The organism is Streptomyces sp. NPDC093546 (assembly GCF_044765045.1).
Lineage (GTDB): Bacteria > Actinomycetota > Actinomycetes > Streptomycetales > Streptomycetaceae > Streptomyces.
The window spans coordinates 352,384-373,291 of sequence record NZ_JBIWJG010000002.1; the positions used below are offsets into that span (position 1 = coordinate 352,384).

Below are 20,908 nucleotides of genomic sequence, written 5' to 3' on the forward strand. Positions count from 1 at the left end.
CCCGGGGACCCACGGGGGGTCACGAGGTGGCGCGGGCCGTCCCCCCGCGCCACCTCGCGTACTGCTCCGCCGGGTCGCCCGTGTACGCCCACGGCATCCACGACGCCCGCGCCCCCAGCAGCCCGAACAGCTCCCCGTACACCTCCGGCAGCCCCGCGTGGCAGGCCGCGTGCGCCAGGCAGTTGAGCGGCTCGACCTCCTCCGGCCGGACCGGCCCGGGCGGGCGGCCGCCGATCCACCGGTCCCGGGTGCGCCGCACCTCCGTGGCCGCCAGCTCGTGCTTCCAGTGCTGGTCGAAGCCGCGCACCGGGCCCCGGCCGTGCGCGCCCTCGACGACGTACCGGTACTCCTCCACCCGCGCGATCTGCACCAGGACCGGCAGCGGCGAGCCGGGCGGCGCCGCGCCCGCCGCGTCCCGCGCGAAGTCGTACATCGCGCCGTGGGTGCCGTGCCACCGCGCCGACCAGTAGCGCAGCAGCTGGACGTGGCCCTCCAGGTTGTGCGGGTCGCGGCGCCGCAACTCGTCCCACCAGCCGCGCAGTTCACGGCGCCCGACGCCGCCCTCGTACAGCCGCGCCACCGTCAGCAGCGACACCCACGGCATCGGGTCGGCGGGCCGCGCGTCCGCCGCCGTCAGGCAGGCCAGGACCGTGGCGTCGAGGCGCGCCCGGTCCACGGCCGTTCCCGGCCCGGGCGGGGTGCCCGCCGCGATCGCGGTGGTGAAGAGCCGTACGACCTCGGTCGCGGCCCGCAGCACCGCCGCGTCCGGATGGTCCGGCTCGGCCGCCCGCCACGCCTCCACCACCGAGGAGCCGGCCGCCGCGTGGGCCAGCATCCGCAGCCGCAGCGTGCGCCGGGCCCACGCGCCGTCCCCGTCCGGCTCGGCCAGCAGGTCGCGCACGCCCTGCCAGCGGCCGATGACGATGTCGTGCCGGGCGGCGGTCAGCGCCCGGTCGCCGAAGTTGGGGTCGAAGTCGGGCGCGAAGCGGGCCGAACGGCGCTGCCCCGACCGCCGGTGCGAGGCCGCCATCAGAAGTCCGTCGCCAGCGGCTCGCCCGCGCCGCCGCGCCGCTGCCCCGGAACACCGCCGTACGGCTCCGCCGCCGCCAGCGCGCGCACCGCGTCGAGGCGGGCCGGACAGCGGTAGTACGCGCTGCCCTTGCGCCAGTACCAGAGCATCGGGACCACGCCGGCGCCCAGCCCGCCGAGGCCGACCGCGACGGAGGTGCGGCTGAGCTCGTCCAGCGCCGTGACGAACACCCAGAACATGTACGCCGAGCCGAGCAGCGGCCACACCCCGCCCAGGACGAAGTCCCGCACGGAGGCGAGCAGCGTCCCCCGGTAGGCCACGATCGCCGCGATGCCCGCCAGGCCGTAGTAGAACGCGATCTGCAGGCCCATGGCGTGGACCGCCTCGCCCAGGATGTCGCCCACCGAGCCGAGCGCCGTGGCCGCCGCGAACAGCCCCAGCGCCACCGCCCCCACCACGGTGACGGCCACCCACGGCGTGTTCCAGCGGCGGTGTACGGAACCGAGGGCGGCCGGCATCGTATGGTCCCGGCCCATCGCGAACAGCGAGCGCGTGACCTGGATCAGCGTGGTCTCCAGGGTCGCGACGGTGGACAGCATGACCGCCAGGATCAGCAGCTTGCCGCCCCAGCCGGGCCAGATCGCGCGGCCGAGCAGCGCGAGGACGCCCGTGCCGCCCTCCTGGATCTCGTGCGACGACAGGATGACGTTGACGGCGATCGTGAACGTCTCGAAGAGGAGGAAGACGATCCCGATGCCGACGAGCGCCGCGAGACCGGCGGTGCGGCGGCTGTCGCGGGTCTCCTCGCTGAGGTTGCCGGTGACGTCCCAGCCCCAGTAGCAGAAGGCGGCGATCAGCGCACCGGACGCGAAGCCCGAGACCCCGTCGAAGTGGCTGAAGCCGAGCCATGACCAGTCGAACGCGGTGGCCGCGCCGCGGTGCAGCAGCGCCCCGACCACGAAGAGCAGGAGAATGGCCAACTCGGCGCCGGTGATAAGCAGTTGCGCCCGTACGGTGAGCCGGGCCCCGCCCAGCACCACCAGCAGCATCGCCAGGAACCAGCCCGCTCCGACGGCGGTGGCGAGCGTGGTGTCCGCCGCGAGGTACGGGTCGAACAGCGCGAGGGTGAGCTGTCCGGCGGGCAGCGACCCGGCCACCATGAAGATCGTCGCGGCGACCACCAGCGCCCAGCCGGAGAGGAACCCCAGGAAGGGGTGGAGGGTGCGCCCCACCCAGGAGTAGCCGGCGCCCGCGTTGACGTCGATCCGGCCGAGGCGGCGATAAGCCAGCACGATGCCCAGCATCGGGATCGCGCAGTAGAGCAGCGCGGCGGGCGCCGCGAGGCCGACGGAGCCGACGAGGACGGCGGTGGTGGCGGCCAGCGAGTACGCGGGGGCGCTGCCGGCGACGGCCATCACGATCGTGTCGAACGTACCGAGGACATTGGGCTGGAGACCCCTGGGAGTGATGCTGCGCATGGCGAATGTCCTTGGAAGGCACGGCATATGACGGCATATAGCGGTAGGTGCGGTGGTTCAGGAGCGGTTCTGCACGCGTGGATCGTGCGCATCGTAGTCCGGCCCGGGCGAGGCGATCGCCCGGGCCGCCCGCACCTCCTGGCGCAGCGGCCCCAGCACGCCGGCCCCCTTTTCCCCGTCCCCGCCCCCGTCCCCGTCGTCGTCCGGTTCCGCCCGTACGCCCGCGACGACGTGGCTCGTGCGCAGCCCCGCCGCCAGCTCGCGCAACTGGCGCTCCACCTCGGCGGCCTCGGCGGGGTCGGGCGGCGGGGCGCCGTGGTCGACGCGCACGCGGGCGGCGGTCGTCGCGTCGATGACCCGCTCCACCGCGACGACCAGCGGCCACCAGGCGGCGGCGCGGGTGCCGGTGGGCGGGGGCTCGGTCAGCGCGCGCTGGAACTCGGCCCGCACCGCCGACAGGTCCCGGTACAGGCGGCGCCGGGCGCGCACCCGCGCGCCCGGGTCCCGCTCCGCGTCGGGGCCGAAGGCGCGGGACACATAGCGGGCGGTGTCGGCGACCGCGTCGGCGAGGCGGTCGCCGATGCGGGTGTGCCAGCTCTCCGGCCGCAGCAGGTAGCCCGCGACGAGCGTGATGGCGCAGCCGAGGAGCGAGTCGTACAGGCGCGGCAGGACCAGGTCGAAGCCCTGCCGGTTCAGCCAGTCGGAGAGGAGCAGGATGACGGGCGTGATGGCGGCCGTCTGGAAGGCGTACCCCTTCGCGGAGAAGGCCGGGATGAGCGCCGCCAGCACCACCATCACCGGCACGTCCCACCAGCCGCGCGGCACTTCGGCGAGGACGAGCGCGGCGACGGCGAGCCCGGCGACCGTGCCGAGGGCGCGCAGCACCGCGCGCGAGAAGACCGAGCCGAAGTCGGGCTTGAGGACGAAGGTGACGGTGAGCGCCACCCAGTACGAGCGCGGCACGGCGATCAGGGAGACGAGCGACTGCGCGAGGCCGATGCACACGGCCAGGCGCAGCCCGTAGCGCCACGACCCCTCGGAGACGAGCGCGTCGCGGGCGGCGCGCCGGGCGCGTACGGAGAGCGCGGCCGGGTGGTCCAAGCGGTCGAGGGATCCGGTCTCCGTGCCGTGGACGACGGTGGCGGCGTGGCGCAGGGCGTGGTCGACGGCGCGTTCGGACGGGGTGGCGGGGGCCGGGAGGCGCAGGTCGGCGGGTGCGGCGGGCCGGCCGGTCTCGACGGCCGTCGCGAGGGCCTCCACCGCCGCCGGGATCGCGGCGGGCAGCGGGCGGCCGCGCAGATGGGCCGCGGGTGCCGCCTCCACGATCGGGATCACGGCGTTGAGCTGCGCCAGCTGCCGCACCAGCGTCGGGTTGCGGCCGTGGTCGCGGGCGCGGCGGGCGAGGACGAGGTCGTACGCGGTGTTGAGGGCGCGGGTGACGGCGGGGCGACGGTCCTCGTACGCGGGGGTGCCCGCCGCCGCGAGGAGCGCGGCGACGGCGCGGTAGGTGGCGGCGACGGCCGCCCGTTCCGGTACGCCGCCGCGCAGGGGCCAGCCGAGCAGGGTGAGCGCGAGGACGACCGCGCCGCCGAGGGTGAGCAGCAGCGGCGCCTTCCACCAGGGGCTCGGCATGGGCAGTCCGGCGCCGACGACGGCGTTGAGGAGCAGGAGCAGCCCGGAGACGGAGGCGACCGCGCCGATCGACGAGATCATGCCGGAGGCGAGCGCGATGAGGGTGAGGACGGCGACGGCGGCCCAGCCCTCCCCGTACACGAGCGTGCCGAGGGTGACGCCGAGCGCGCCGAAGAGCTGCGGCACGGCGATGTTGAAGATCCGCATCCGGTACGCGTCGGCGGTGTCGCCGATGACTCCGGACAGGGCGCCCATCGACACCAGGGCCCCGTACAGCGGCTGTCCGAGGGCGAGGCCGACCGCGAGGGGCGCGGTGAGCGCGAGGGCGGCACGGGCGACGGCGGCCCACGGGATGGGCGCGGGCTGCGGGCGCAGGGCCCGCATCAGCCACTCGGGCGGGGCGAGCCGGACGGCCCGGCCGGCGCCTGCTCCGGTGGGGCCCGGCGTCTCAGTAGGCCTCGTCACCGGGCGGGCGGACCGTCGCCGTGTCGGGGTCCTTGCCGAACTCCTCCTTGGCGCGCCGCTGCCGCAGCAGATCCCAGCACTGGTCGAGCTGGGCCTCCAGGGACCGCAGGCGCGCCTTCTCGTCGCCGGTGAGGGCGCCGGCGCGGTCGTGCAGCGCCCGTTCCTCGCGGACGAGCGCTCCGATGTGGTCGAGGATCTGCTCGTTGTCCATGGACTCCACCTTCCCGGATCACGGTCGGGCACGCAGGTCGAGATCGACGAGCACCGCCCGGTGGTCGCTGCCCGGCACGTCGAGGACGCGGGCGCCGCGCACCGAGAAGTCGTCGCCGACGAGGACGTGGTCGATCTGGACGAACGGCGGCAGGGGCGGCCCCTCGCGCGGCCACGTAGGCGTGCGGGCGTGCCCCGCGAGGCGGGCGGCGTCGTGCAGGCCGCCGGCGTCGAGTACGGCGCGGAAGGCGGCGTGGTCCTGGGACGCGTTGAAGTCCCCGGCGAGGAGGAGCGGGTCGCCGGAGCGCGCCTGCCGGGCCGCGTCGTCGCGCAGCAGACCCAGCTCGCGCTTCCACGCGGCGACCTGCCCGGGCAGCGGCGGCAGCGGGTGCGCGAGCCGCAGCCGTACGTCCCGGCCACCGATGTGCGCGGTCGCGGCGGGCATGCCGAGCGACGACGGCAGCGCGGGACGGGGCGTGAGCGGGTACGCGCCCAGGATCACGGACCCGGCGGACCCGGGCCCCACCACCTGCGCGCGGTACGGGTACGCCGCGCTCAGGACGCGTACGCAGGCGGGGTCGCACTCGGAGACGAAGGCCAGGTCCGGCCGCTCGCGCCGCAGCACGCGCAGCAGCTCGCGCGTGGCCTCGCCGAACTCGACGTTCGCGGCGAGCACCCGGAGGCCGGCCGTCACGACGGGCCGGTCGCGGGCGCCGGTGGTGTCCGGGCCGTACGGCTGGACGTACCAGGTGGTGACGGCGAGCGTGGCGGCCCCCCAGCCGACGAGCACCGGGCGGCGCGCGGCGAGGGCGACGAGCAGGGCGCAGGCGGCGGGGGCGGTGAGCCAGGGGAGGAAGGAGAGCAGCTGCGGTACGGGAGTGACGGCGTCGGTGTCGAGAAGGCGGCACACGGCGACGAGGGTGGGTGCGGCGAGCAGCAGCGCGACGACCCAGGGGGCCCAGGCGGGCCGGGAGGACAGGTGAGTCCAGGGGGCCCGGGCGGCCCGGAGGGCGGCGGCACGGCGGCGGGGCACCACGGAATTCTGGCACGCTGCCGGGCCCGAACCCGCTCGCGTCGCGGGCCCCGCGCCCGCCCTCGGAGCGGTTGATCCACTTGCCGGACGGCTGCGGCAGGTGTGCTCTGAGGGAGTGACGTGAGAGGAGCCCGTTATGTCCGTACACATCGCACCCGGATACACCCGCCACCGCCACCGGGACCGGACCCGGGCCCGTACGGGCTGGAAGCTCCCCGTCGTGCTCGGCTTCCTCTTCGCCCTCTACGCCCAGCACATCGAACGCGACGGCCGCTCGATCACCTTCGGCATCGCGATGCTGGGCCTCGTCAGCGGCGTGGTGTTCGGCGGCCTGTACTACCTCCTGCGCCGCACCCGGGCGTCCCTGCCGCGCGAGCTGCGGGCGGCGGCGTACGGCGCGCTCGCCGGGCTGGGCGTCGGATGGCTGTACAGCCTGAGCGGCGCCAGCGTCCTGACGGCGGCGGGCGTGTCGCTGGTGGTGGCGGCGGGCGCGGGGCTCATCGCGTTCTACGTCTTCTACACGCACGAGTGAGCCGTCCGCGTCCGCGTCGCAGGCGCTAGCGGGCGGTCGCCGGATGCGGAGGTGCCGTCTCCGGCACGCCCGCCGGGCGCAGGGCCGCGAACTCCTCGCGCAGGACGGGGACGACCTCCTCGCCGAGCAGGTCCAGCTGCTCCAGCACCGTCTTGAGCGGCAGGCCCGCGTGGTCGAGGAGGAACAGCTGGCGCTGGTAGTCGCCCGCCGTGCGGCGGAAGGTGAGGGTCCGTTCGATGACCTGCTGCGGGGAGCCGACGGTCAGCGGCGTCTGGGCGGTGTACTCCTCCAGCGAGGCGCCGTGCCCGTACACCGGGGCGTTGTCGAAGTACGGCCGGAACTCCCGCACCGCGTCCTGCGCGTTGCGCCGCATGAAGACCTGGCCGCCCAGGCCCACGATGGCCTCTTCGGGGGCGCCGTGGCCGTAGTGCGCGTACCGCTCGCGGTAGAGGGCGACCATGCGCTTGGTGTGCTCCTGGGGCCAGAAGATGTTGTTGTGGAAGAAGCCGTCGCCGTAGTACGCGGCCTGCTCGGCAATCTCGGTGGACCGGATGGAGCCGTGCCAGACGAACGGCGGTACGCCGTCCAGCGGGCGCGGCGTGGCGGTGAACCCCTCCAGGGGCGTGCGGAAGTGGCCCGTCCAGTCGACGGACTCCTCCCTCCACAGCTTGTGGAGAAGTCCGTAGTTCTCGATGGCGAGCGGGATGCCCTGCCGGATGTCCTGCCCGAACCACGGATAGACGGGCGGGGTGTTGCCGCGCCCCAGCATCAGGTCGACGCGGCCGTCCGCGAGGTGCTGGAGCATCGCGTAGTCCTCGGCGATCTTCACCGGGTCGTTGGTGGTGATGAGGGTCGTGGACGTCGACAGCACCAGCCGGTGGGTGCGGGCGGCGACGTACCCGAGGAGGGTCGTCGGGGACGACGGCACGAAGGGCGGGTTGTGGTGCTCGCCGGTGGCGAAGACGTCGAGGCCGACCTCCTCGGCCTTCAGGGCGAGGGTCACCATGGCCGCGATCCGCTCGTGCTCGGTCGGGGCCCGGCCGGTGGTCGGGTCGGGGGTCACGTCGCCGACGGTGAAGATTCCGAACTGCATCGCCCTCACACCTCTCGCGCCTCTCGCAGCCTGGCTCCTGGCACGGGTACCCACCGGCCGTCCCGCCCAGAGGCGGCCGCCGCACGACCACCCGATAGGGTTCGGGCCCGTGAGCAGCAGCCCCATAGCCATCCCCCATCCGGTCACCGTCGTCGGCATCGGCGCGGACGGCTGGGCCGGGCTCGCGGACGCCTCCCGGGACGCCCTGCGCGCCGCCGAGGTCGTCATCGGCGGCGAACGGCAGCTCGCCCTGCTGCCGCCCGAGGAGTGCCGTGGCGAGCGCGTGGCCTGGCCCTCGCCGCTGCGGCCCGCCGTCCCCCGGCTGCTGGACGCGCACGGCCGCGCCGGGCGCCGCATCGCCGTGCTCGCCAGCGGGGACCCGATGTTCTACGGGATCGGCCGCGCCCTCGCCGAGACCGTCGGCCCCGAGCGGCTGCGCGTCCTGCCGCACCCGTCCTCGGTCTCGTACGCCTGCGCCCGCCTCGGCTGGCCCCTGGAGGAGACCGAGACCGTCACGCTGGTCGGCAGGCCCCTCGCCTCGCTGGCCGCCGCGCTGCACGACGGGCGGCGGGTGCTGGTGCTCAGCGCGGGCGCCGCGACGCCCGGCGAGGTCGCGGCCCTGCTGCGGGAGCGCGGCTTCGGACCGAGCGCCTTGCACGTACTGGAGCAGCTCGGCTCCCCGGAGAGCGAGCGCGTGCTGACCGGCACCGCCGACGACTGGCCCCACGCTCCCGGCGACCCGCTCAACGTCATCGCCGTCACGTGCGTACGCGCCGACGGCGCGTTGCGCCTGGGTGCCGTGCCCGGCCTGCCCGACGCGGCGTACGAGAACGACGGCCAGCTCACCAAGCGCCACGTGCGCGCCGCGACGCTCGCCGCGCTCGCGCCCGCGCCCGGCGAGCTGCTGTGGGACGTGGGCGGCGGCTCCGGCTCGATCGGCATCGAGTGGATGCGCACGCACCGCGGCTGCCGCGCGATCGCGGTCGAGCGCTCCGCCGAGCGCGCCTCCCGCATCACCCGCAACGCGGAGGCGCTGGGCGTCCCCGCCCTGCGCGTGGTCACCGGCCCCGCGCCCGAGGCCCTCGCCGGCCTGCCCGCGCCCGACGCGGTGTTCATCGGCGGCGGGCTGACCGCGCCGGGGCTCCTCGACGCCTGCTGGGACGCCCTGCGGCCGGGCGGGCGGCTCGTCGCCAACACCGTGACCCTCGAATCCGAGGCGCTGCTCGCCGACCGCTACCGGCGGTACGGCGGCGAGCTCGTCCGCCTCGCGGTCGCGCACGCCGTCCCGGTGGGCGGCTTCACCGGCTGGCGCCAGGCCATGCCGGTCACACAATGGTCCGTCACCAAGCCCGGAGCACCTGGAGCAGTTTCACGATGACCGTCTACTTCATCGGTGCGGGCCCCGGCGCCGCCGACCTGATCACCCTGCGCGGCGCGCGCACCCTGGCCTCCTGCCAGGTGTGCCTGTACGCGGGGTCGCTCGTGCCGCGCGAGCTGCTCGCCGAGTGCCCGCCCGGGGCCAGGCTCGTCGACACCGCGCGCCTCGACCTCGACGCCATCACGGCGGAGCTGGTCCGCGCCCACGAGGAGGGCCACGACGTCGCCCGCCTCCACTCCGGCGACCCGTCCGTCTTCAGCGCCGTCGCCGAGCAGATGCGGCGGCTGGACGCGGCAGGCATCCCGTACGAGGTCGTCCCCGGCGTACCGGCCTTCGCGGCCGCCGCCGCCGCGCTGAAGCGGGAACTGACCGTGCCGACCGTGGGCCAGACGGTCATCCTGACCCGGATCGCCGAGCAGGCCACGCCCATGCCGGACGGCGAGGACCTCGCGACCCTGGGCCGCAGCGGCGCGCTGCTGGTGCTGCACCTGGCGGCCCGGTACGTCGACCGCGTCGTCGCCGAGCTCGTGCCGCATTACGGCGAGGACTGCCCCGCCGCCGTCGTCGCCATGGCGTCCCGCCCGGACGAGGTCATCCTGCGCGGCACGCTCGCCGACATCGCGGCGGCGACGAAGGAGGCGGGCATCACGCGCACGGCGGTGATCCTGGTGGGCCGCACGCTGGGCGCGACGCAGTTCCGGGACAGCCACCTGTACTCGCCGGAGCGGGACCGGCACGTCTGCTAGAGGCGTCCGCTAGCCCTTGACCGCGCTGCGGCCGACGACCGTCCCGGCCCGGTCGATGCAGACGACGTCGACCGCGACCGGGGCGCCGCGCAGGACGGCGAGGGCCTGGTCGCGGGCGGTCTCGGCGACCAAATCGCCCAGCGGCACGCCGCGCGCGGCGCACAGCTGGAGCGCGGCGAGCCCGGTGTTCGCCTCGGCCACCTGCGCCGCCAGCTCCTCGTCGGCGCCGCCCGCGCGGGCCAGCTCCGCGAGGAACCCCTTGTCGACCTGGGAGCGCGCCGAGTGCAGGTCGAGGTGCCCGGCGGCCAGCTTGGACAGCTTGGCGAAGCCGCCGCAGATGGTCAGCCGCTCGACCGGGTGCCTGCGTACGTACTTGAGCACCGCGCCCGCGAAGTCGCCCATGTCCAGCAGCGCGTCCTCGGGCAGCCCGTAGAGGGACACGACGGTCTTCTCGGACGTCGAGCCCGTGCACCCGGCGACGTGCGTGCGTCCCGCCGCCCGGGCGACGTCCACGCCGCGCCGGATGGAGTCGATCCAGGCGGAGCACGAGTACGGCACCACGACGCCCGTGGTGCCGAGGATGGACAGCCCGCCCAGGATCCCGAGGCGGGGGTTCCACGTGGAACGGGCGATCTCCTCGCCGTGGTCGACCGCGACGGTGATCTCGACGTCGCCGGTGCCGCCGTGCGCGGCGGCGACGCGCGCGACGTGCTCGCGCATCAGCTGCCGCGGCACGGGGTTGATGGCCGGCTCGCCCACCTCCAGCGGCAGCCCGGGCCGCGTGACGGTCCCGACGCCGGGCCCGGCGCGGAAGACGACCCCGGCGCCGGGCGTCAGCTTCCTCACCGTGGCCCTGACCAGCGCCCCGTGCGTGACGTCCGGATCGTCCCCGGCGTCCTTGACGATCCCGGCCATGGCGGTCTCGCCCGTGAGCTCCTCGGCGGCGAGCGCGAAGGCGGGCGTCTGCCCCTTCGGCAGGCTGATCGTCACCGGGTCGGGGAACTCCCCGGTCAGCAGGGCGGTGTACGCGGCGGTCGTCGCCGCCGTGGCACAGGCCCCGGTGGTCCACCCGGACCGGAGACCGGTGTGCTTGAGTTGCGCACTACGCCCGCCAACCGCACTCATGGACGCCCCCCGATGCACATACTCCTCCTCGGCGGCACGACCGAGGCCCGCCGCCTGGCCGAGACCCTGCACGCGCACGCCACCGTGCGGGTGACCACCTCGCTCGCGGGCCGCGTGGCCGCGCCCCGGCTGCCCCCGGGCGAGGTCAGGATCGGGGGCTTCGGCGGAGCCGAGGGCCTCGCCCGCTGGCTGCGCGCACACCGGGTGGACGCGGTCATCGACGCCACTCATCCCTTCGCGGACACCATCAGCTCGAACGCGGCCCGGGCGGCCGCCGCAGCCCATGTTCCCCTGCTCGCCCTGCGCCGTCCCGGGTGGGCCCCCGTCGAGGGCGACGACTGGCACCCCGTGGACACCCTCCGCGAGGCGGCGGACACGGCCCGGAGCCTCGGCCGCCGCGTCTTCCTCACCACCGGCCGCATGGGCCTCGCGTCCTTCGCCCACGTCACGGACGCCTGGTTCCTCCTCCGCTCGGTCGACCCCCCGGAGCCTCCGTTCCCGCCCCACCTGGAGGTCCTCCTCGACCGCGGCCCCTTCACCCTGGAGGCCGAGCGCGACCTGCTGCGCCGCCACGCCATCGACGTCCTCGTGACCAAGGACAGCGGCTCCACCGCGACGGCCCCGAAGCTGGAGGCGGCCCGCGAGGCGGGCCTCCCGGTCGTCATCGTCCGCCGCCCCCCGGTCCCGGAGGGGGTCGCGGTGGTGGGGACGGTGGAGGAGGCGGTGGAGTGGGCGGGGGCGCTCGAAGCCCGCGGTTCCGGGAGGCCATAGCCCGGTCCCGGACCGCGTGCGGTGGTGGAGGCGTCCGGTGGTGGAGGCGTCAGCCGGCCGGTCCTGACTGCGCTGGTACGAGGCCGGCTTCCGGCCTGGGCGGTGCTTCCCGTCGGTCGGCACCGGTGTCCTGGACCGCACGCCGCCGCGCGGCTAGCCGGAGAGCTCCCAGCGAGCGGTAGAAGCGGTCCGGCAGGAAGACCGCGTCGGCGACGATCATCGCGGCGGAGAAGAGCGGCAGACCCAGGAGCACCGCGATGCCCACGTGCATGGTCAGCAGCATGCCCAGGACGGGGTACTTGAGCCTGCCGAACAGGACGAAGGGGAAGGCGACCTGCAACAGCACCGTCAGGTAGCAAGCGGCGGTGATCAGGACCTCGTGGGCGTCGAGCATGCGGGAGAGCTCGGGCCAGGGCTGGAACAGGTGCAGGTTGAGGGCGTAGTGGAGGGCGGTCCCGTTGCCCCAGGTGCCGCCCTGCACCTTGTACAGCCCCGCGGCTCCGTACAGGAAGCAGACCTGGGCGGCGATGACGAACATCCCGCAGTTGTGCAGGACGGTCACCACGCCCAGGCGGGCGTCACGGAGGTGGGGCCGCAGCCCGCCCGCGCCTCCCGGTGACAGTCGCGCCGCCGGCCCCGCGACCGAGCGGAGCCTGGCCCTGCGCGCGTCGAGGGACCAGCGTCGGCCGCACGCGGTGAAGACGAGGTAGACGGCCATGAGGAGGATGAGGTTGTCCCCGCCGTCCGTCATGAAGATCGCCCGGGCGTGGAACGAGGCCACCATGAGGGCGAACAGCACGGACATCGCCCTGGTCCGCCAGCCCAGCATGAACAACGCGGACGTGACGACGGCGGCCGCGTAGCAGGTTTCGAAGTACGCCCGGCTGTCGGACAGGGTGAGAACGCTCGCCCATCCCGACTGGTCGAAAAGCTGCCTGGCCAGCGCGGGGGTCCACGGCGAGCCGGGCCCCCAGATCTCGTCGCGGTGCGGAAACTCACGCAGCAGGAACACGAGGTAGAGCAGGCCGTAGCCGATGCGCAGTGCCGCCGCCGCGTAGAGGGAGATCGGTCGCTCGATCAGCAGGACGAAGAGCGCGGACATGTGATCGAGTACCCGCTGCGGCGCTGTGCGGGTGCCTGCGCTCTCGGTGTCGTACGTCGACGGCGTGGGTGCCGTGGTCGGGGTCGTCTCAGTCGGTGCCATGCGGGGCCACCTTCCACCAGGGCAGGTAACGGGTGTCCACGGGCGCGGGTTCGGCGGCGGCCGGACGGCTGTTCCCTGCCGGGCCGGGGGCGCCGACGGGCCGCGTGACCACCCGCAACTGGATGGAGTCGAAGGAGCCGCCGCGCTGGTCGGCGACGCGATCCGCCGCGATGTTGCGGAGATAGCGCTGGATCATCACGGCCCGCTCCGAGCGCGGTCGGTCGTCGCCGCCGAGCGTCTCCATGTAGGCGCTCCAGGCCCGGCGCAGCATGTTCTGCGCCGTGTGGCTCGGGAAGGGGTTGTGCCTGATCGCGGAATGGTCCACGCCGCTCAGGTCGAACCAGCCGCTCACCTGCGACGTGCCGTCCGGGGCGATCCGCATGGTCCTCGCCGAGATCTGCCGGTTGACCGACTCCGGGTCCGGGGCGAAAAGCCGCCAGTTCTGCTCGAACAGCGGAAAGACCCACGCATTGATTTGTCGGCTGTACCGCTGCGACACCGGATTCGCCGGCGCCACATGCAGAAAGACCAGGAGCACATGAACGAGCGTGACTGCCAGGCACAGGACCACGGCGACTCCCGTGGCCTCCCGCAGCGAGCGGCGCTGCCAACCCTTACCGGAGCTCTTCGATTCCTTCATCCATGGTGACTCGACGCCGCCCAGCACAGCCCCACCCCGCCTTCCCGTCCCGACCGTCCATTTCCGCTTCCTCCGGTTCCGCGCGTGGCGCGCGACGGAATCGATGACGATCCGCCGCGCGCCACGCTGTACTTGCGTGTGCCTGCCTGGTGGTCAGCCGGCCGCAGGGAGCTTCATCGAGCTCACTGCTTCGCCTCGTCTCCGTAACCACCGGGCTTTTCAGGCTTGCCGGGCTTGCCGTGTCCGGGCTTGCCGTCATGCCCGTCGCCGGGCTTACCAGGCTTGCCCGGTCCGGGCTTCCCGGGCTTCCCGGGCTTCCCGGGCTTGCCAGGGGGCTGGCCGCCTCCGCCCGTGATGCCGCCGCTGATGCCGCCGATCGTCGCGCCCGTGGTGCCACCTGTGGTGGTGCCCGCGATGACGCCCGCCGTGGACCCGCCGAGCACGCCGCCCAGGAGACCGCCCGTGGTGCCGCCGGTCGTGGTGCCGCCGGTCGTGGTGCCACCGTTCGAGGTGCCACCGTTCGTGGTGCCACCGGTCGTCGTGCCGGCGATCAGACCACCCGTGACGTCCCCGCCCGTGGTGCCGGCGATCACTCCACCCGTGGTCCCACCCGTGGTCCCGCCCGTGGTCCCGCCCGTGGTCCCGGCGTCGCACGAGGGCCGTGTGATCGTGTTGGTGTCCAGCGTCACGGAACCGTTCCGGGCCAGTGCCCGGCCGATGATGTCCGCTCCCGTGTTGGCGGTGATCGACGTCATCGCCATGATCGTGCCCACGAAGTCGGTCTCGGTCCCGAGGGTGGCCGAGCTGCCGATCTGCCAGAAGACATTGCACGGCGAGGCACCCCTGATGAGGCTCACGCTGCTGGCGGAGGCCGTCGTCAGCCCCGAACCGACTTGGAACACCCAGATGGCATCGGGGTTGTTCTCGCCGTCCAGGGTGAGCGTGCCCGTGAGGCCGAGGGTGGACGACGCGGTGTAGACGCCGGGGGCCAGCGTCAGACCGCCGGCGTCCGGGGGAAGCGCGGCGTCCGTGGACTGTCCGGCGGCGTTGTCGTATGCCAGGACAAGATCGCTCTTGGCCTGGGCCGCCAGGGCGTCCGCGGAGTGGAAGGTCCCGTTCACGGTGCCGGGCGGGAATCCGGAGATGGCCGTCCCGGGGTGGACCCCGACGTCTCCGGTAATGACCGAGGGACCGGTGTTGGTGACCGACTCGCCGGCGAGGACCGCGAAGCTGTCGGCGGTGCCCAGCGGTACGGGCTGGGCCAGCGCGGTTGCCCGCGTCGGCGTGACCGCCACGACGACAGCGGCGATCACCATGGCGAGCACCGCCGCCATCCAGGCCCATGTTCTTCGCCACTGAGGCGCGGCAGGGGAATTCATCGTCATCGAGACCAGCTCCTGAGGGAATGGTGGCGCGTTCAACGAATCCCGGATGTCCGGAATAGGCCACTTCTTCTGTTAGCTCGGCATATTACGCACGCAAATTTCTCAGAAGCGCGACCTGTCGGGGCGGTGTCGAAAGGCCCTCCATATGCGTCATGGAATATATGAAAAATTATTAAATGAGCGGGATGGGTCCCATGACCGCCGACCGGAGTAGGATGAAAAAACCGGGAGCACTTCGCACACCAGCTCCGATTGCTGGTGCCGTTCTCGGCGAGCGACAACACCGGGACGTCCACGACGCGCCCGGAGGCAGGTCCGCGTCATGACCGCGACCATCGAACGTGCAACCGTCACCGAGCGCTCCGTGCCGTCTCCGCCGGTCCGTCTGTCACTGGTCCCGGCGGGCTCGGTTCCAGGTCTCCTGGACGGTGCCTGGTGGCCCCGCTCCCGCGACCTCCACCGTGAACTCCCCGCCCTCACCGACGTGCTGGACGCACCTTGGGGTCGCGTCACCCGTGCCACGGTGAACCCCGCCCACTGGCCCGTGATCCCGCGCAAGGTGCGCGTGACCGGGCACACCGTGCACGTGGGCTGGTTCGCCCAGGAGCAGGACCAGAACAAACTGATCCTCCTCTCCTACACCACAGGCCGCATGGACCTTCTGGTGATCCCGCCGGAGACCGATGCGGCTACGGCCGCCCGGCTGATGTCCGCCGCTGCCGCTCCGGGAGGCTTCCTCACCGCCAGCAGACTGTTGGCCGACGAGGCGTCGGCTCGCGAAGGAACGGCGGTCCGAAGCCCGGCAGAACCCGCCGGAGCGCCCGCTGCCGGGGACCGCGGATGACAGTGGCCCCTCCGAGCAGGGACGAGGGTCAGCCGTTCGCGCAGAGGGCGTCCTGCGCCGGGCGCTTGCCCGTCAGCAGGAAGTCCGTCACCGCCGCGTCGCCGCAGGCGTTGCCGTGGGACAGGTAGGCGCCGTGGCCGCCTGCGTCGACCGTGACCAGGCGGGCGCGGGCGCCGAAGGACTCGCGCATCTCCAGGGCGCCGGAGTACGGGGTGGCGGGGTCGCGGAGGTTCTGGAGCATCAGGATGTTGGAGGGGCCCTCGTCGGTGATGCGGGTGGACCTGTCCGCGGGGGCGTCCTTCCAGAAGGCGCAGGGGGTGATGTTCACCGGCATGCCGGCCGTCAGCGGGTGGCGGGCGCGGTCGGCCGTCACGGCGCGTTCGTGGGCGGGTATCGAGGAGGGCCAGCGGACGTCGTTGCAGACGACCGCGAGGGTGACGGCCGCGTCGGCGTCGCCGAGGGGGCCTGCCACGTCGGGCGTGAGGGTCGGTATGGCCTGGGGGTCCCGGGCGGTGCGGATGAGGCCGGCGAGCCGGGTGAAGTCGTTGGTGTTGAGGGCGTTCTGGAGGGACTGGCGCAGACGGTTGCCGGTCAGGGGGACGCCCGCGGTGGTGGTCTCGCGGGGGGAGCGGTCCAGCTGCGCCGCCAGGGCTAGGAACAGCGGGCGTACGTCCTCCGGGCGGTCCGCGAGGCGGAGGTTCTCCGGGGTCGTGGGAGCCGAGGCCCAGGCCGCGAAGTCGGGGAAACGGTCCTCGGCGCCCCGCGCCATGTTCGCCAGCCAGCCGCGCGCCACCCGCGAGGGGTTGGGGTCGCCGCTGCTGTCCAGGACCCAGCGGTCCGTGCGGTGCGGGTACTTCTGCGCGTACACGGCGCCGACGTACGTCCCGTACGACAGGGCCCATGCCGACAGCCGCTGCTCGCCCAGCGCCTCGCGGAACCGGTCGATGTCGCGTACTTCGTTCGCCGTGGTGAGGCTGCGCAGCACCGGGCCGCCATGGCGGGCGCACGCCTCGGCGACGCGCCGGGAGCGGGCGACGTTCTCGGCGATCGAGCCGTCCGGGGAGGGCCACGAGCGCAGTGTCACCAGGTGACGGTCCTCCTCCGCGAGGCGGCAGCTCGCGGTGGTGCTGCCGCCCACGCCCCGCGGGTCGAGGCTGACGAGGTCGTACGCCCCGGACAGCTCCCTCCGGAGCGCCTCGCCCTTCTGGGACAGCATGCGCAACCCGGAGCCCCCCGGCCCGCCCGGTATCACCAGCAGCGTCCCGCGCCGCGCCTCGGGCCGCTCGCTGCGCAGGCGCGACACGGCGACGTCCATCGTCGGGCCGTCCGGGTCGCGGTAGTCGACCGGCACGGCGAGCGTGGCGCACTCCTGGCCGGGCAGTGCGCCCTTGTGCGCGCACGCGCCCCACGCGAGGGCGGGCGCCGCGGCCCCGGCGGCGGGAGCGGTGAGAGTGGTCAGGGTCGCGGCGACCGCCGAGGCGGCCAGGGCGAGGGCGAGGGTTCGTAACGTGCGAGTGGTCATGCGACGACGATCGCCGAGCGGCCCGGTCCTGCCCATCCGGCGGGCCCGACAGTCGGTCCGGGGGCCAGCACCAGTGCGGCCCGGTTCTTCGACTGCCAGGCTGGACGCATGACGAATGAAAACGGCTCAGCCCGCGGCATGCGGGACGAACTGGACAAGCTCATCGCCGACTTCGACCGGCTCCCCGGGCCTGCCGACGCCGCCGGCGTGGCCGACAAGCTTGCCAAGTTCACGGGCCCGGGGGAACGCCCGCCGTCAGGCGCTCCCCCAGCGCGCCGGTTATCCCTCCGGGTACCTCCGCGGCGTCCACGCCACCACGCCGCCCTCGCGCCGGACCGCCTGGGTCTGGGAGGAGCCGATCAGGAGCAGGGTCCGCATGTCGACCTCCGTCGGGTCGAGGTCCGCCAGGGGCAGGACGCGGACCGACTCCTCCGGGCCGCCGACGTCGCGGGCGACGACGACCGGGGTGTCCGGGGCACGGTGTTCCAGCAGCAGCTCGCGGGCCTTGGCGACCTGCCAGGTGCGGGAGCGGGAGCCGGGGTTGTAGAGGGCGAGCACCAGGTCGGCGGCGGCTGCCGAGGCGAGGCGCTGGGCGATGACCTCCCAGGGCTTGAGGCGGTCCGAGAGGGAGATCGTCGCGTAGTCGTGGCCCAGCGGGGCGCCCGCCTTCGCCGCGGCGGCGTTCGCGGCCGTGACGCCCGGCAGGACGCGGACCGGGACGTCCAGGTACGGGTCCTGGGAGGCGACCTCCAGGACCGCCGTCGCCATCGCGAAGACGCCCGGGTCGCCGCCCGAGACCACCGCGACGCGGCGTCCGCGCCGGGCCAGGTCCAGGGCGAACTCGGCGCGCTCGGACTCGACCTTGTTGTCGGAGCCGTGCCGCCGCTGGCCCGGCCGGAGCACCGGCACCCGGTCCAGGTAGGTGGTGTAGCCGACGAGGTCGTCGGCGTTGACGAGCGCGCCGCGCGACTCCGGCGTCAGCCACGGCGCGCCCGCCGGGCCGGTGCCGACGACCACGACCTCGCCGCCGGCCTCCCGCTCCTCGGGGACCTCCGCGTCAATACGGGACGGCAGGACCGCCACCGAGAAGTACGGCACCGTCGACGCGTCGACCGAGGCCAGCGCCTCCGTGCGCTCGCCGGCCATGAAGGCCCGCTCCACGTACCGGGCGTCCTCCAGCCGGCCCGCCCGCTCCAGCGCGCGGCGCACCGTCGGGAAGGTCCGTCCGAGCTTCATCACGACCGCCGAGTCCGTGGCCGCCAGCCGCGCCGTCAGCTCGTCCTCCGGCAGCGTGCCGGGGATGATCGTGAGGACCTCTTCGGCCTCGCACAGCGGCTCCCCGAGCCGCGCCGCCGCCGCGCTCACCGAGGTGACGCCCGGGATGACCTCGGTGTCGTAGCGGTGAGCCAGGCGCTTGTGCATGTGCTGGTACGAGCCGTAGAAGAGCGGGTCGCCCTCCGCCAGGACCGCGACCGTGCGGCCCGCGTCCAGGTGGGCGGCCAGCCGGGCCGACGCCTCCTCGTAGAAGTCGTTCAGCGCGCCCCGGTAACCACCCGGGTGGTCGGTGGTCTCCACCGTCAGCGGGTACATCAGGCGCTCTTCGATCTGGTCCTCGCGGATGTGCTCCGCCGCGATGGACCGGGCGATCGAACGGCCGTGGCGCGCGCAGTGGTACGCGATCACATCGGCGCCCGCGATGGCCTTGACCGCCGCCACCGTCATCAGGTTCGGGTCGCCGGGGCCGAGCCCGACCCCGTACAGCTTGCCGCTCATGCCCGTCGTGCCCGTCATGCCTGGATCTCCGCCTCGTGTGCGATCGCGTTGATCGCCGCCGCCGCCATCGCGCTGCCGCCACGCCGACCGCGCACCACCAGGTGCTCGATATCGGGCCGGTCCGCCAGCGCGTCCTTCGACTCGGCCGCGCCGATGAAGCCGACCGGGATGCCGAGCACCGCCGCCGGGCGCGGCGCGCCCGCGTCGATCATCTCCAGGAGCCGGAAGAGCGCGGTGGGCGCGTTGCCTATGGCGACGACCGAGCCCTCCAGGCGGTCGCGCCACAGCTCCAGCGCGGCCGCGCTGCGCGTGGTGCCCAGTTCGGCGGCGAGGGCCGGCACGGACGGGTCGGAGAGGGTGCAGACCACGTCGTTGTCGGCGGGCAGCCGCTTGCGCGTGACGCCGCTCGCGACCATCTGCGCGTCGCAGAGGATCGGCGCCCCGGCGCGCAGCGCCTCACGGGCGCGGGCGACGACGTCCGGCGTGTAGGCGAGGTCGCGGACGAGGTCGACCATGCCGCAGGCGTGGATCATCCGCACGGCGACCTGGCTGACGTCGGCGGGGAGACCCGCGAGATCCGCCTCGGCGCGGATCGTGGCAAAGGACTGGCGGTAGATCTCCGCCCCGTCCTTCTCGTAGTCGAACACTCTGCTCTCGCTCATCCTGTCGGTTTTTGTACGGTCGTCTGGTACGCGCCTTCGGCGGTCGCCACCACGTCCACCCACGCGCCCTGCGGGTGTCCGCACCGGCGCGCGCAGCCCGACCAGTGGACGGGCAGGCCGCCGTCCACCGCCATCGGGCGCGCGTCCGCCCGTACGTCGGCCAGGGACTTCGCGCAGCCGGGGCGGCCGGTGCAGGCGGTCACGCCGACCCACGGCGAGTCGGCGCGGGTGATGAATCCGGCGAGGTCCAGGGCGTGCAGCCGCTCCTCGGCCGCCGCCCGGTCCGGGAAGCCCGGCAGTACGAAGCCGCGCCACGGCGTGACGCGCACCTCCTCGGCCGGCAGCAGCGCGCGGAACTGCGCGGTCGTCACCCGGCCCAGCCGGGCCAGGACCGAGACTCCCGGCGGTGAGGCACCGATCAGCCCGGGGGCGAGCGCGCCACCCGCCGGAAGCACCGCATCCGGTACGTGCTCCGCAGCGATCGAAGCCCGCCGCACGTGTCCGGCCACGTCCACGTCCTGCCCCGCCGGCAGCTCCCGCACCCGCCACGCGCCCGTGCCCGCCTCCCGGGCCGCCGCGAGGAACGCCTCCGCCGCCGCCAGCGCGGCGCGCGGCGCGTCGGCCGCGGAGACGCGGTACGCAGCCGGGCCGGCCTGCACGAGAGCCGTGTCCGACGGCTCTGCGAGCAACGTCACATCCGGGGCCAGCGCCGCCACGTCCCCCCGGCCGTCGTCCACGGCGAACAGGAAGCGGCCGGACAGCTCCAGCGTCCACTCCTCGGCGCACAGCAGCGCGTCCAGGCGCGTGGCCCACGCCCGCACCTCCGCGCCCGCGAGCGGCGAGACGACCATGTTCCGTACGCGCTCGTGCCGTTCGGAGTCCGGCAGCAGCCCGGCGTCCCGCAGCAGCTCCGCCAGCCCGAGCCCGCAGCCCTCGCCGAGGCCCCGCAGTTCGAGGTTGCCGCGCGAGGTGAGGGAGAGGTGCCCGTCGCCGAGCCGGTCCGCCGTGTCGGCCAGCACCGACACCTGATGCGGCGTCAAGACACCTGTGGGAAGGCGGAGTCGGGCGAGCGCGCCGTCGTCGGCCCGGTGCAGCCGCAGCGCACCGGGGCACGCGTCACCACGGTCGCGGACGCGGTCGCGCGCGCTGTCCCGTATGTGAGCTTCGCCCCGGTCCTGAGGCATTGGTGAGCTGGGCGGCATGGCGGCGAGCATACGCGCAGCCTCTACTATGCAGACGGCACAGGGTCCCAGGGCCCTAGGGAGGAAGCCCGGTGGGAATCCGGCGCGGTCCCGCCACTGTGAGTCCGCCGGCAACGGAGACAACGGACGAGTCAGGAACTCCCGCCACCCACGACCACCCGGGGCGAGGACACCCCGAGGAAG

The 20,908-nt window shown here is 74.2% G+C and carries 20 protein-coding genes and 1 riboswitch; of the genes, 6 read left to right on the forward strand and 14 right to left on the reverse strand.

Features of this window, described 5'->3' with window-relative positions; genetic code table 11:
- Positions 1–19: 19 nt before the first annotated feature.
- The 5 genes from ACIRNI_RS04700 to ACIRNI_RS04720 form a co-directional block, all read right to left on the reverse strand.
- Positions 20–1,030 carry a hypothetical protein gene (locus ACIRNI_RS04700; protein ID WP_403548281.1) on the reverse strand — a complete coding sequence of 337 codons (1,011 nt, stop codon included), beginning with the start codon at positions 1,028–1,030 and terminating at the stop codon, positions 20–22.
- Entirely contained in the window at positions 1,030–2,508 is a 1,479-nt protein-coding gene (locus tag ACIRNI_RS04705) for an APC family permease (protein WP_403548283.1), read from the reverse strand. Before ACIRNI_RS04705 ends, ACIRNI_RS04700 begins: the two co-directional genes overlap by 1 nt.
- A 57-nt stretch (positions 2,509–2,565) precedes the next feature.
- A complete protein-coding gene (locus ACIRNI_RS04710; protein ID WP_403548818.1) occupies positions 2,566–4,524 on the reverse strand; it encodes an FUSC family protein in 1,959 nt (652 codons plus the stop codon).
- 64 nt (positions 4,525–4,588) lie between these two features.
- Positions 4,589–4,816: a DUF2630 family protein gene (locus ACIRNI_RS04715; RefSeq protein WP_403548285.1), complete on the reverse strand. Its 228-nt coding sequence runs from the start codon at positions 4,814–4,816 to the stop codon at positions 4,589–4,591.
- An 18-nt stretch (positions 4,817–4,834) separates the two neighbouring features.
- Positions 4,835–5,848, reverse strand: coding sequence for an endonuclease/exonuclease/phosphatase family protein (locus tag ACIRNI_RS04720; protein ID WP_403548287.1), 1,014 nt, complete (start codon positions 5,846–5,848; stop codon positions 4,835–4,837).
- Positions 5,849–5,984: 136 nt separating this feature from the next.
- Here ACIRNI_RS04720 and ACIRNI_RS04725 point away from each other — a divergent pair, with 136 nt between their 5' ends.
- Entirely contained in the window at positions 5,985–6,380 is a 396-nt protein-coding gene (locus ACIRNI_RS04725; RefSeq protein WP_403548289.1) for a hypothetical protein, read from the forward strand.
- A gap of 25 nt (positions 6,381–6,405) precedes the next feature.
- Here the strand turns inward: ACIRNI_RS04725 and ACIRNI_RS04730 are convergent, their stop codons facing one another.
- Positions 6,406–7,473 (reverse strand): LLM class flavin-dependent oxidoreductase, encoded by a 1,068-nt coding sequence (locus ACIRNI_RS04730; RefSeq protein WP_403548291.1) that lies wholly within the window; start codon positions 7,471–7,473, stop codon positions 6,406–6,408.
- Between the two features lie 109 nt (positions 7,474–7,582).
- Between ACIRNI_RS04730 and cbiE the strand changes: the two genes are divergently transcribed.
- Both cbiE and cobM read left to right on the forward strand, forming a co-directional pair.
- On the forward strand, positions 7,583–8,851 hold the full coding sequence (gene cbiE, locus ACIRNI_RS04735; protein ID WP_403548293.1) for a precorrin-6y C5,15-methyltransferase (decarboxylating) subunit CbiE: 1,269 nt from the start codon (positions 7,583–7,585) through the stop codon (positions 8,849–8,851).
- Positions 8,848–9,597: a precorrin-4 C(11)-methyltransferase gene (cobM, locus tag ACIRNI_RS04740; protein WP_403548295.1), complete on the forward strand. Its 750-nt coding sequence runs from the start codon at positions 8,848–8,850 to the stop codon at positions 9,595–9,597. Before cbiE ends, cobM begins: the two co-directional genes overlap by 4 nt.
- A gap of 9 nt (positions 9,598–9,606) precedes the next feature.
- Here the strand turns inward: cobM and ACIRNI_RS04745 are convergent, their stop codons facing one another.
- Positions 9,607–10,722 (reverse strand): cobalt-precorrin-5B (C(1))-methyltransferase, encoded by a 1,116-nt coding sequence (locus ACIRNI_RS04745; RefSeq protein WP_403548297.1) that lies wholly within the window; start codon positions 10,720–10,722, stop codon positions 9,607–9,609.
- Positions 10,723–10,734: 12 nt separating this feature from the next.
- On the opposite strand from ACIRNI_RS04745, the gene ACIRNI_RS04750 reads away from it, so the two are divergent.
- Positions 10,735–11,493: a cobalt-precorrin-6A reductase gene (locus tag ACIRNI_RS04750; RefSeq protein ID WP_403548299.1), complete on the forward strand. Its 759-nt coding sequence runs from the start codon at positions 10,735–10,737 to the stop codon at positions 11,491–11,493.
- Between the two features lie 49 nt (positions 11,494–11,542).
- On the opposite strand, the gene ACIRNI_RS04755 is transcribed toward ACIRNI_RS04750, so the two are convergent.
- The 3 genes from ACIRNI_RS04755 to ACIRNI_RS04765 all read right to left on the reverse strand — a co-directional run bounded on the left by ACIRNI_RS04755 (position 11,543) and on the right by ACIRNI_RS04765 (position 14,671).
- Positions 11,543–12,595, reverse strand: coding sequence for an HTTM domain-containing protein (locus ACIRNI_RS04755; protein ID WP_403548820.1), 1,053 nt, complete (start codon positions 12,593–12,595; stop codon positions 11,543–11,545).
- An 88-nt stretch (positions 12,596–12,683) separates the two neighbouring features.
- Positions 12,684–13,337 carry a DUF5819 family protein gene (locus tag ACIRNI_RS04760; RefSeq protein WP_403548301.1) on the reverse strand — a complete coding sequence of 218 codons (654 nt, stop codon included), beginning with the start codon at positions 13,335–13,337 and terminating at the stop codon, positions 12,684–12,686.
- Between the two features lie 182 nt (positions 13,338–13,519).
- Positions 13,520–14,671 carry an ice-binding family protein gene (locus ACIRNI_RS04765; protein ID WP_403548303.1) on the reverse strand — a complete coding sequence of 384 codons (1,152 nt, stop codon included), beginning with the start codon at positions 14,669–14,671 and terminating at the stop codon, positions 13,520–13,522.
- 373 nt (positions 14,672–15,044) lie between these two features.
- Between ACIRNI_RS04765 and ACIRNI_RS04770 the strand changes: the two genes are divergently transcribed.
- Positions 15,045–15,566, forward strand: coding sequence for a DUF5994 family protein (locus ACIRNI_RS04770; protein ID WP_403548305.1), 522 nt, complete (start codon positions 15,045–15,047; stop codon positions 15,564–15,566).
- A 28-nt stretch (positions 15,567–15,594) separates the two neighbouring features.
- Here ACIRNI_RS04770 and ACIRNI_RS04775 read toward each other — a convergent pair whose 3' ends face one another.
- The 4 genes from ACIRNI_RS04775 to ACIRNI_RS04790 all read right to left on the reverse strand — a co-directional run bounded on the left by ACIRNI_RS04775 (position 15,595) and on the right by ACIRNI_RS04790 (position 20,563).
- On the reverse strand, positions 15,595–17,088 hold the full coding sequence (locus tag ACIRNI_RS04775) for an alpha/beta hydrolase (protein WP_403548307.1): 1,494 nt from the start codon (positions 17,086–17,088) through the stop codon (positions 15,595–15,597).
- A gap of 279 nt (positions 17,089–17,367) precedes the next feature.
- Positions 17,368–18,879 carry a precorrin-2 C(20)-methyltransferase gene (locus ACIRNI_RS04780; protein WP_403548308.1) on the reverse strand — a complete coding sequence of 504 codons (1,512 nt, stop codon included), beginning with the start codon at positions 18,877–18,879 and terminating at the stop codon, positions 17,368–17,370.
- Positions 18,876–19,523: a precorrin-8X methylmutase gene (locus ACIRNI_RS04785; RefSeq protein ID WP_403548310.1), complete on the reverse strand. Its 648-nt coding sequence runs from the start codon at positions 19,521–19,523 to the stop codon at positions 18,876–18,878. Before ACIRNI_RS04785 ends, ACIRNI_RS04780 begins: the two co-directional genes overlap by 4 nt.
- A complete protein-coding gene (locus tag ACIRNI_RS04790; RefSeq protein ID WP_403548311.1) occupies positions 19,520–20,563 on the reverse strand; it encodes a cobalamin biosynthesis protein CobG in 1,044 nt (347 codons plus the stop codon). The genes ACIRNI_RS04785 and ACIRNI_RS04790 overlap by 4 nt, the downstream gene beginning before the upstream one ends.
- Here ACIRNI_RS04790 and ACIRNI_RS04795 point away from each other — a divergent pair.
- The gene (locus ACIRNI_RS04795; protein WP_403548313.1) at positions 20,552–20,713 is read left to right on the forward strand and encodes a hypothetical protein; all 162 of its coding nucleotides are present in this window, start codon (positions 20,552–20,554) and stop codon (positions 20,711–20,713) included. The two genes, ACIRNI_RS04790 and ACIRNI_RS04795, sit on opposite strands and share 12 nt — an antisense overlap.
- 36 nt (positions 20,714–20,749) lie before the next feature.
- Positions 20,750–20,885: riboswitch (cobalamin riboswitch) on the forward strand.
- The last annotated feature ends 23 nt before the right edge of the window (positions 20,886–20,908 follow it).

What these genes read in the sequence shown, in the direction of transcription:
- cobM (WP_403548295.1), top strand. Translation starts at nt 8,848, where the DNA reads ATGACCGTCTACTTCATCGGTGCGGGCCCCGGCGCCGCCGACCTGATC.
- ACIRNI_RS04770 (WP_403548305.1), top strand. Translation starts at nt 15,045, where the DNA reads ATGACCGCGACCATCGAACGTGCAACCGTCACCGAGCGCTCCGTGCCG.
- ACIRNI_RS04700 (WP_403548281.1), bottom strand. Translation starts at nt 1,030, where the DNA reads ATGGCGGCCTCGCACCGGCGGTCGGGGCAGCGCCGTTCGGCCCGCTTC.
- ACIRNI_RS04775 (WP_403548307.1), bottom strand. Translation starts at nt 17,088, where the DNA reads ATGACCACTCGCACGTTACGAACCCTCGCCCTCGCCCTGGCCGCCTCG.
- ACIRNI_RS04785 (WP_403548310.1), bottom strand. Translation starts at nt 19,523, where the DNA reads ATGAGCGAGAGCAGAGTGTTCGACTACGAGAAGGACGGGGCGGAGATC.
- ACIRNI_RS04780 (WP_403548308.1), bottom strand. Translation starts at nt 18,879, where the DNA reads ATGACGGGCACGACGGGCATGAGCGGCAAGCTGTACGGGGTCGGGCTC.
- ACIRNI_RS04755 (WP_403548820.1), bottom strand. Translation starts at nt 12,595, where the DNA reads ATGTCCGCGCTCTTCGTCCTGCTGATCGAGCGACCGATCTCCCTCTAC.
- ACIRNI_RS04705 (WP_403548283.1), bottom strand. Translation starts at nt 2,508, where the DNA reads ATGCGCAGCATCACTCCCAGGGGTCTCCAGCCCAATGTCCTCGGTACG.
- ACIRNI_RS04710 (WP_403548818.1), bottom strand. Translation starts at nt 4,524, where the DNA reads ATGCGGGCCCTGCGCCCGCAGCCCGCGCCCATCCCGTGGGCCGCCGTC.
- ACIRNI_RS04725 (WP_403548289.1), top strand. Translation starts at nt 5,985, where the DNA reads ATGTCCGTACACATCGCACCCGGATACACCCGCCACCGCCACCGGGAC.
- ACIRNI_RS04715 (WP_403548285.1), bottom strand. Translation starts at nt 4,816, where the DNA reads ATGGACAACGAGCAGATCCTCGACCACATCGGAGCGCTCGTCCGCGAG.
- ACIRNI_RS04730 (WP_403548291.1), bottom strand. Translation starts at nt 7,473, where the DNA reads ATGCAGTTCGGAATCTTCACCGTCGGCGACGTGACCCCCGACCCGACC.
- ACIRNI_RS04750 (WP_403548299.1), top strand. Translation starts at nt 10,735, where the DNA reads ATGCACATACTCCTCCTCGGCGGCACGACCGAGGCCCGCCGCCTGGCC.
- ACIRNI_RS04765 (WP_403548303.1), bottom strand. Translation starts at nt 14,671, where the DNA reads ATGGCGGCGGTGCTCGCCATGGTGATCGCCGCTGTCGTCGTGGCGGTC.
- ACIRNI_RS04795 (WP_403548313.1), top strand. Translation starts at nt 20,552, where the DNA reads ATGCGGCGTCAAGACACCTGTGGGAAGGCGGAGTCGGGCGAGCGCGCC.
- ACIRNI_RS04760 (WP_403548301.1), bottom strand. Translation starts at nt 13,337, where the DNA reads ATGAAGGAATCGAAGAGCTCCGGTAAGGGTTGGCAGCGCCGCTCGCTG.
- ACIRNI_RS04745 (WP_403548297.1), bottom strand. Translation starts at nt 10,722, where the DNA reads ATGAGTGCGGTTGGCGGGCGTAGTGCGCAACTCAAGCACACCGGTCTC.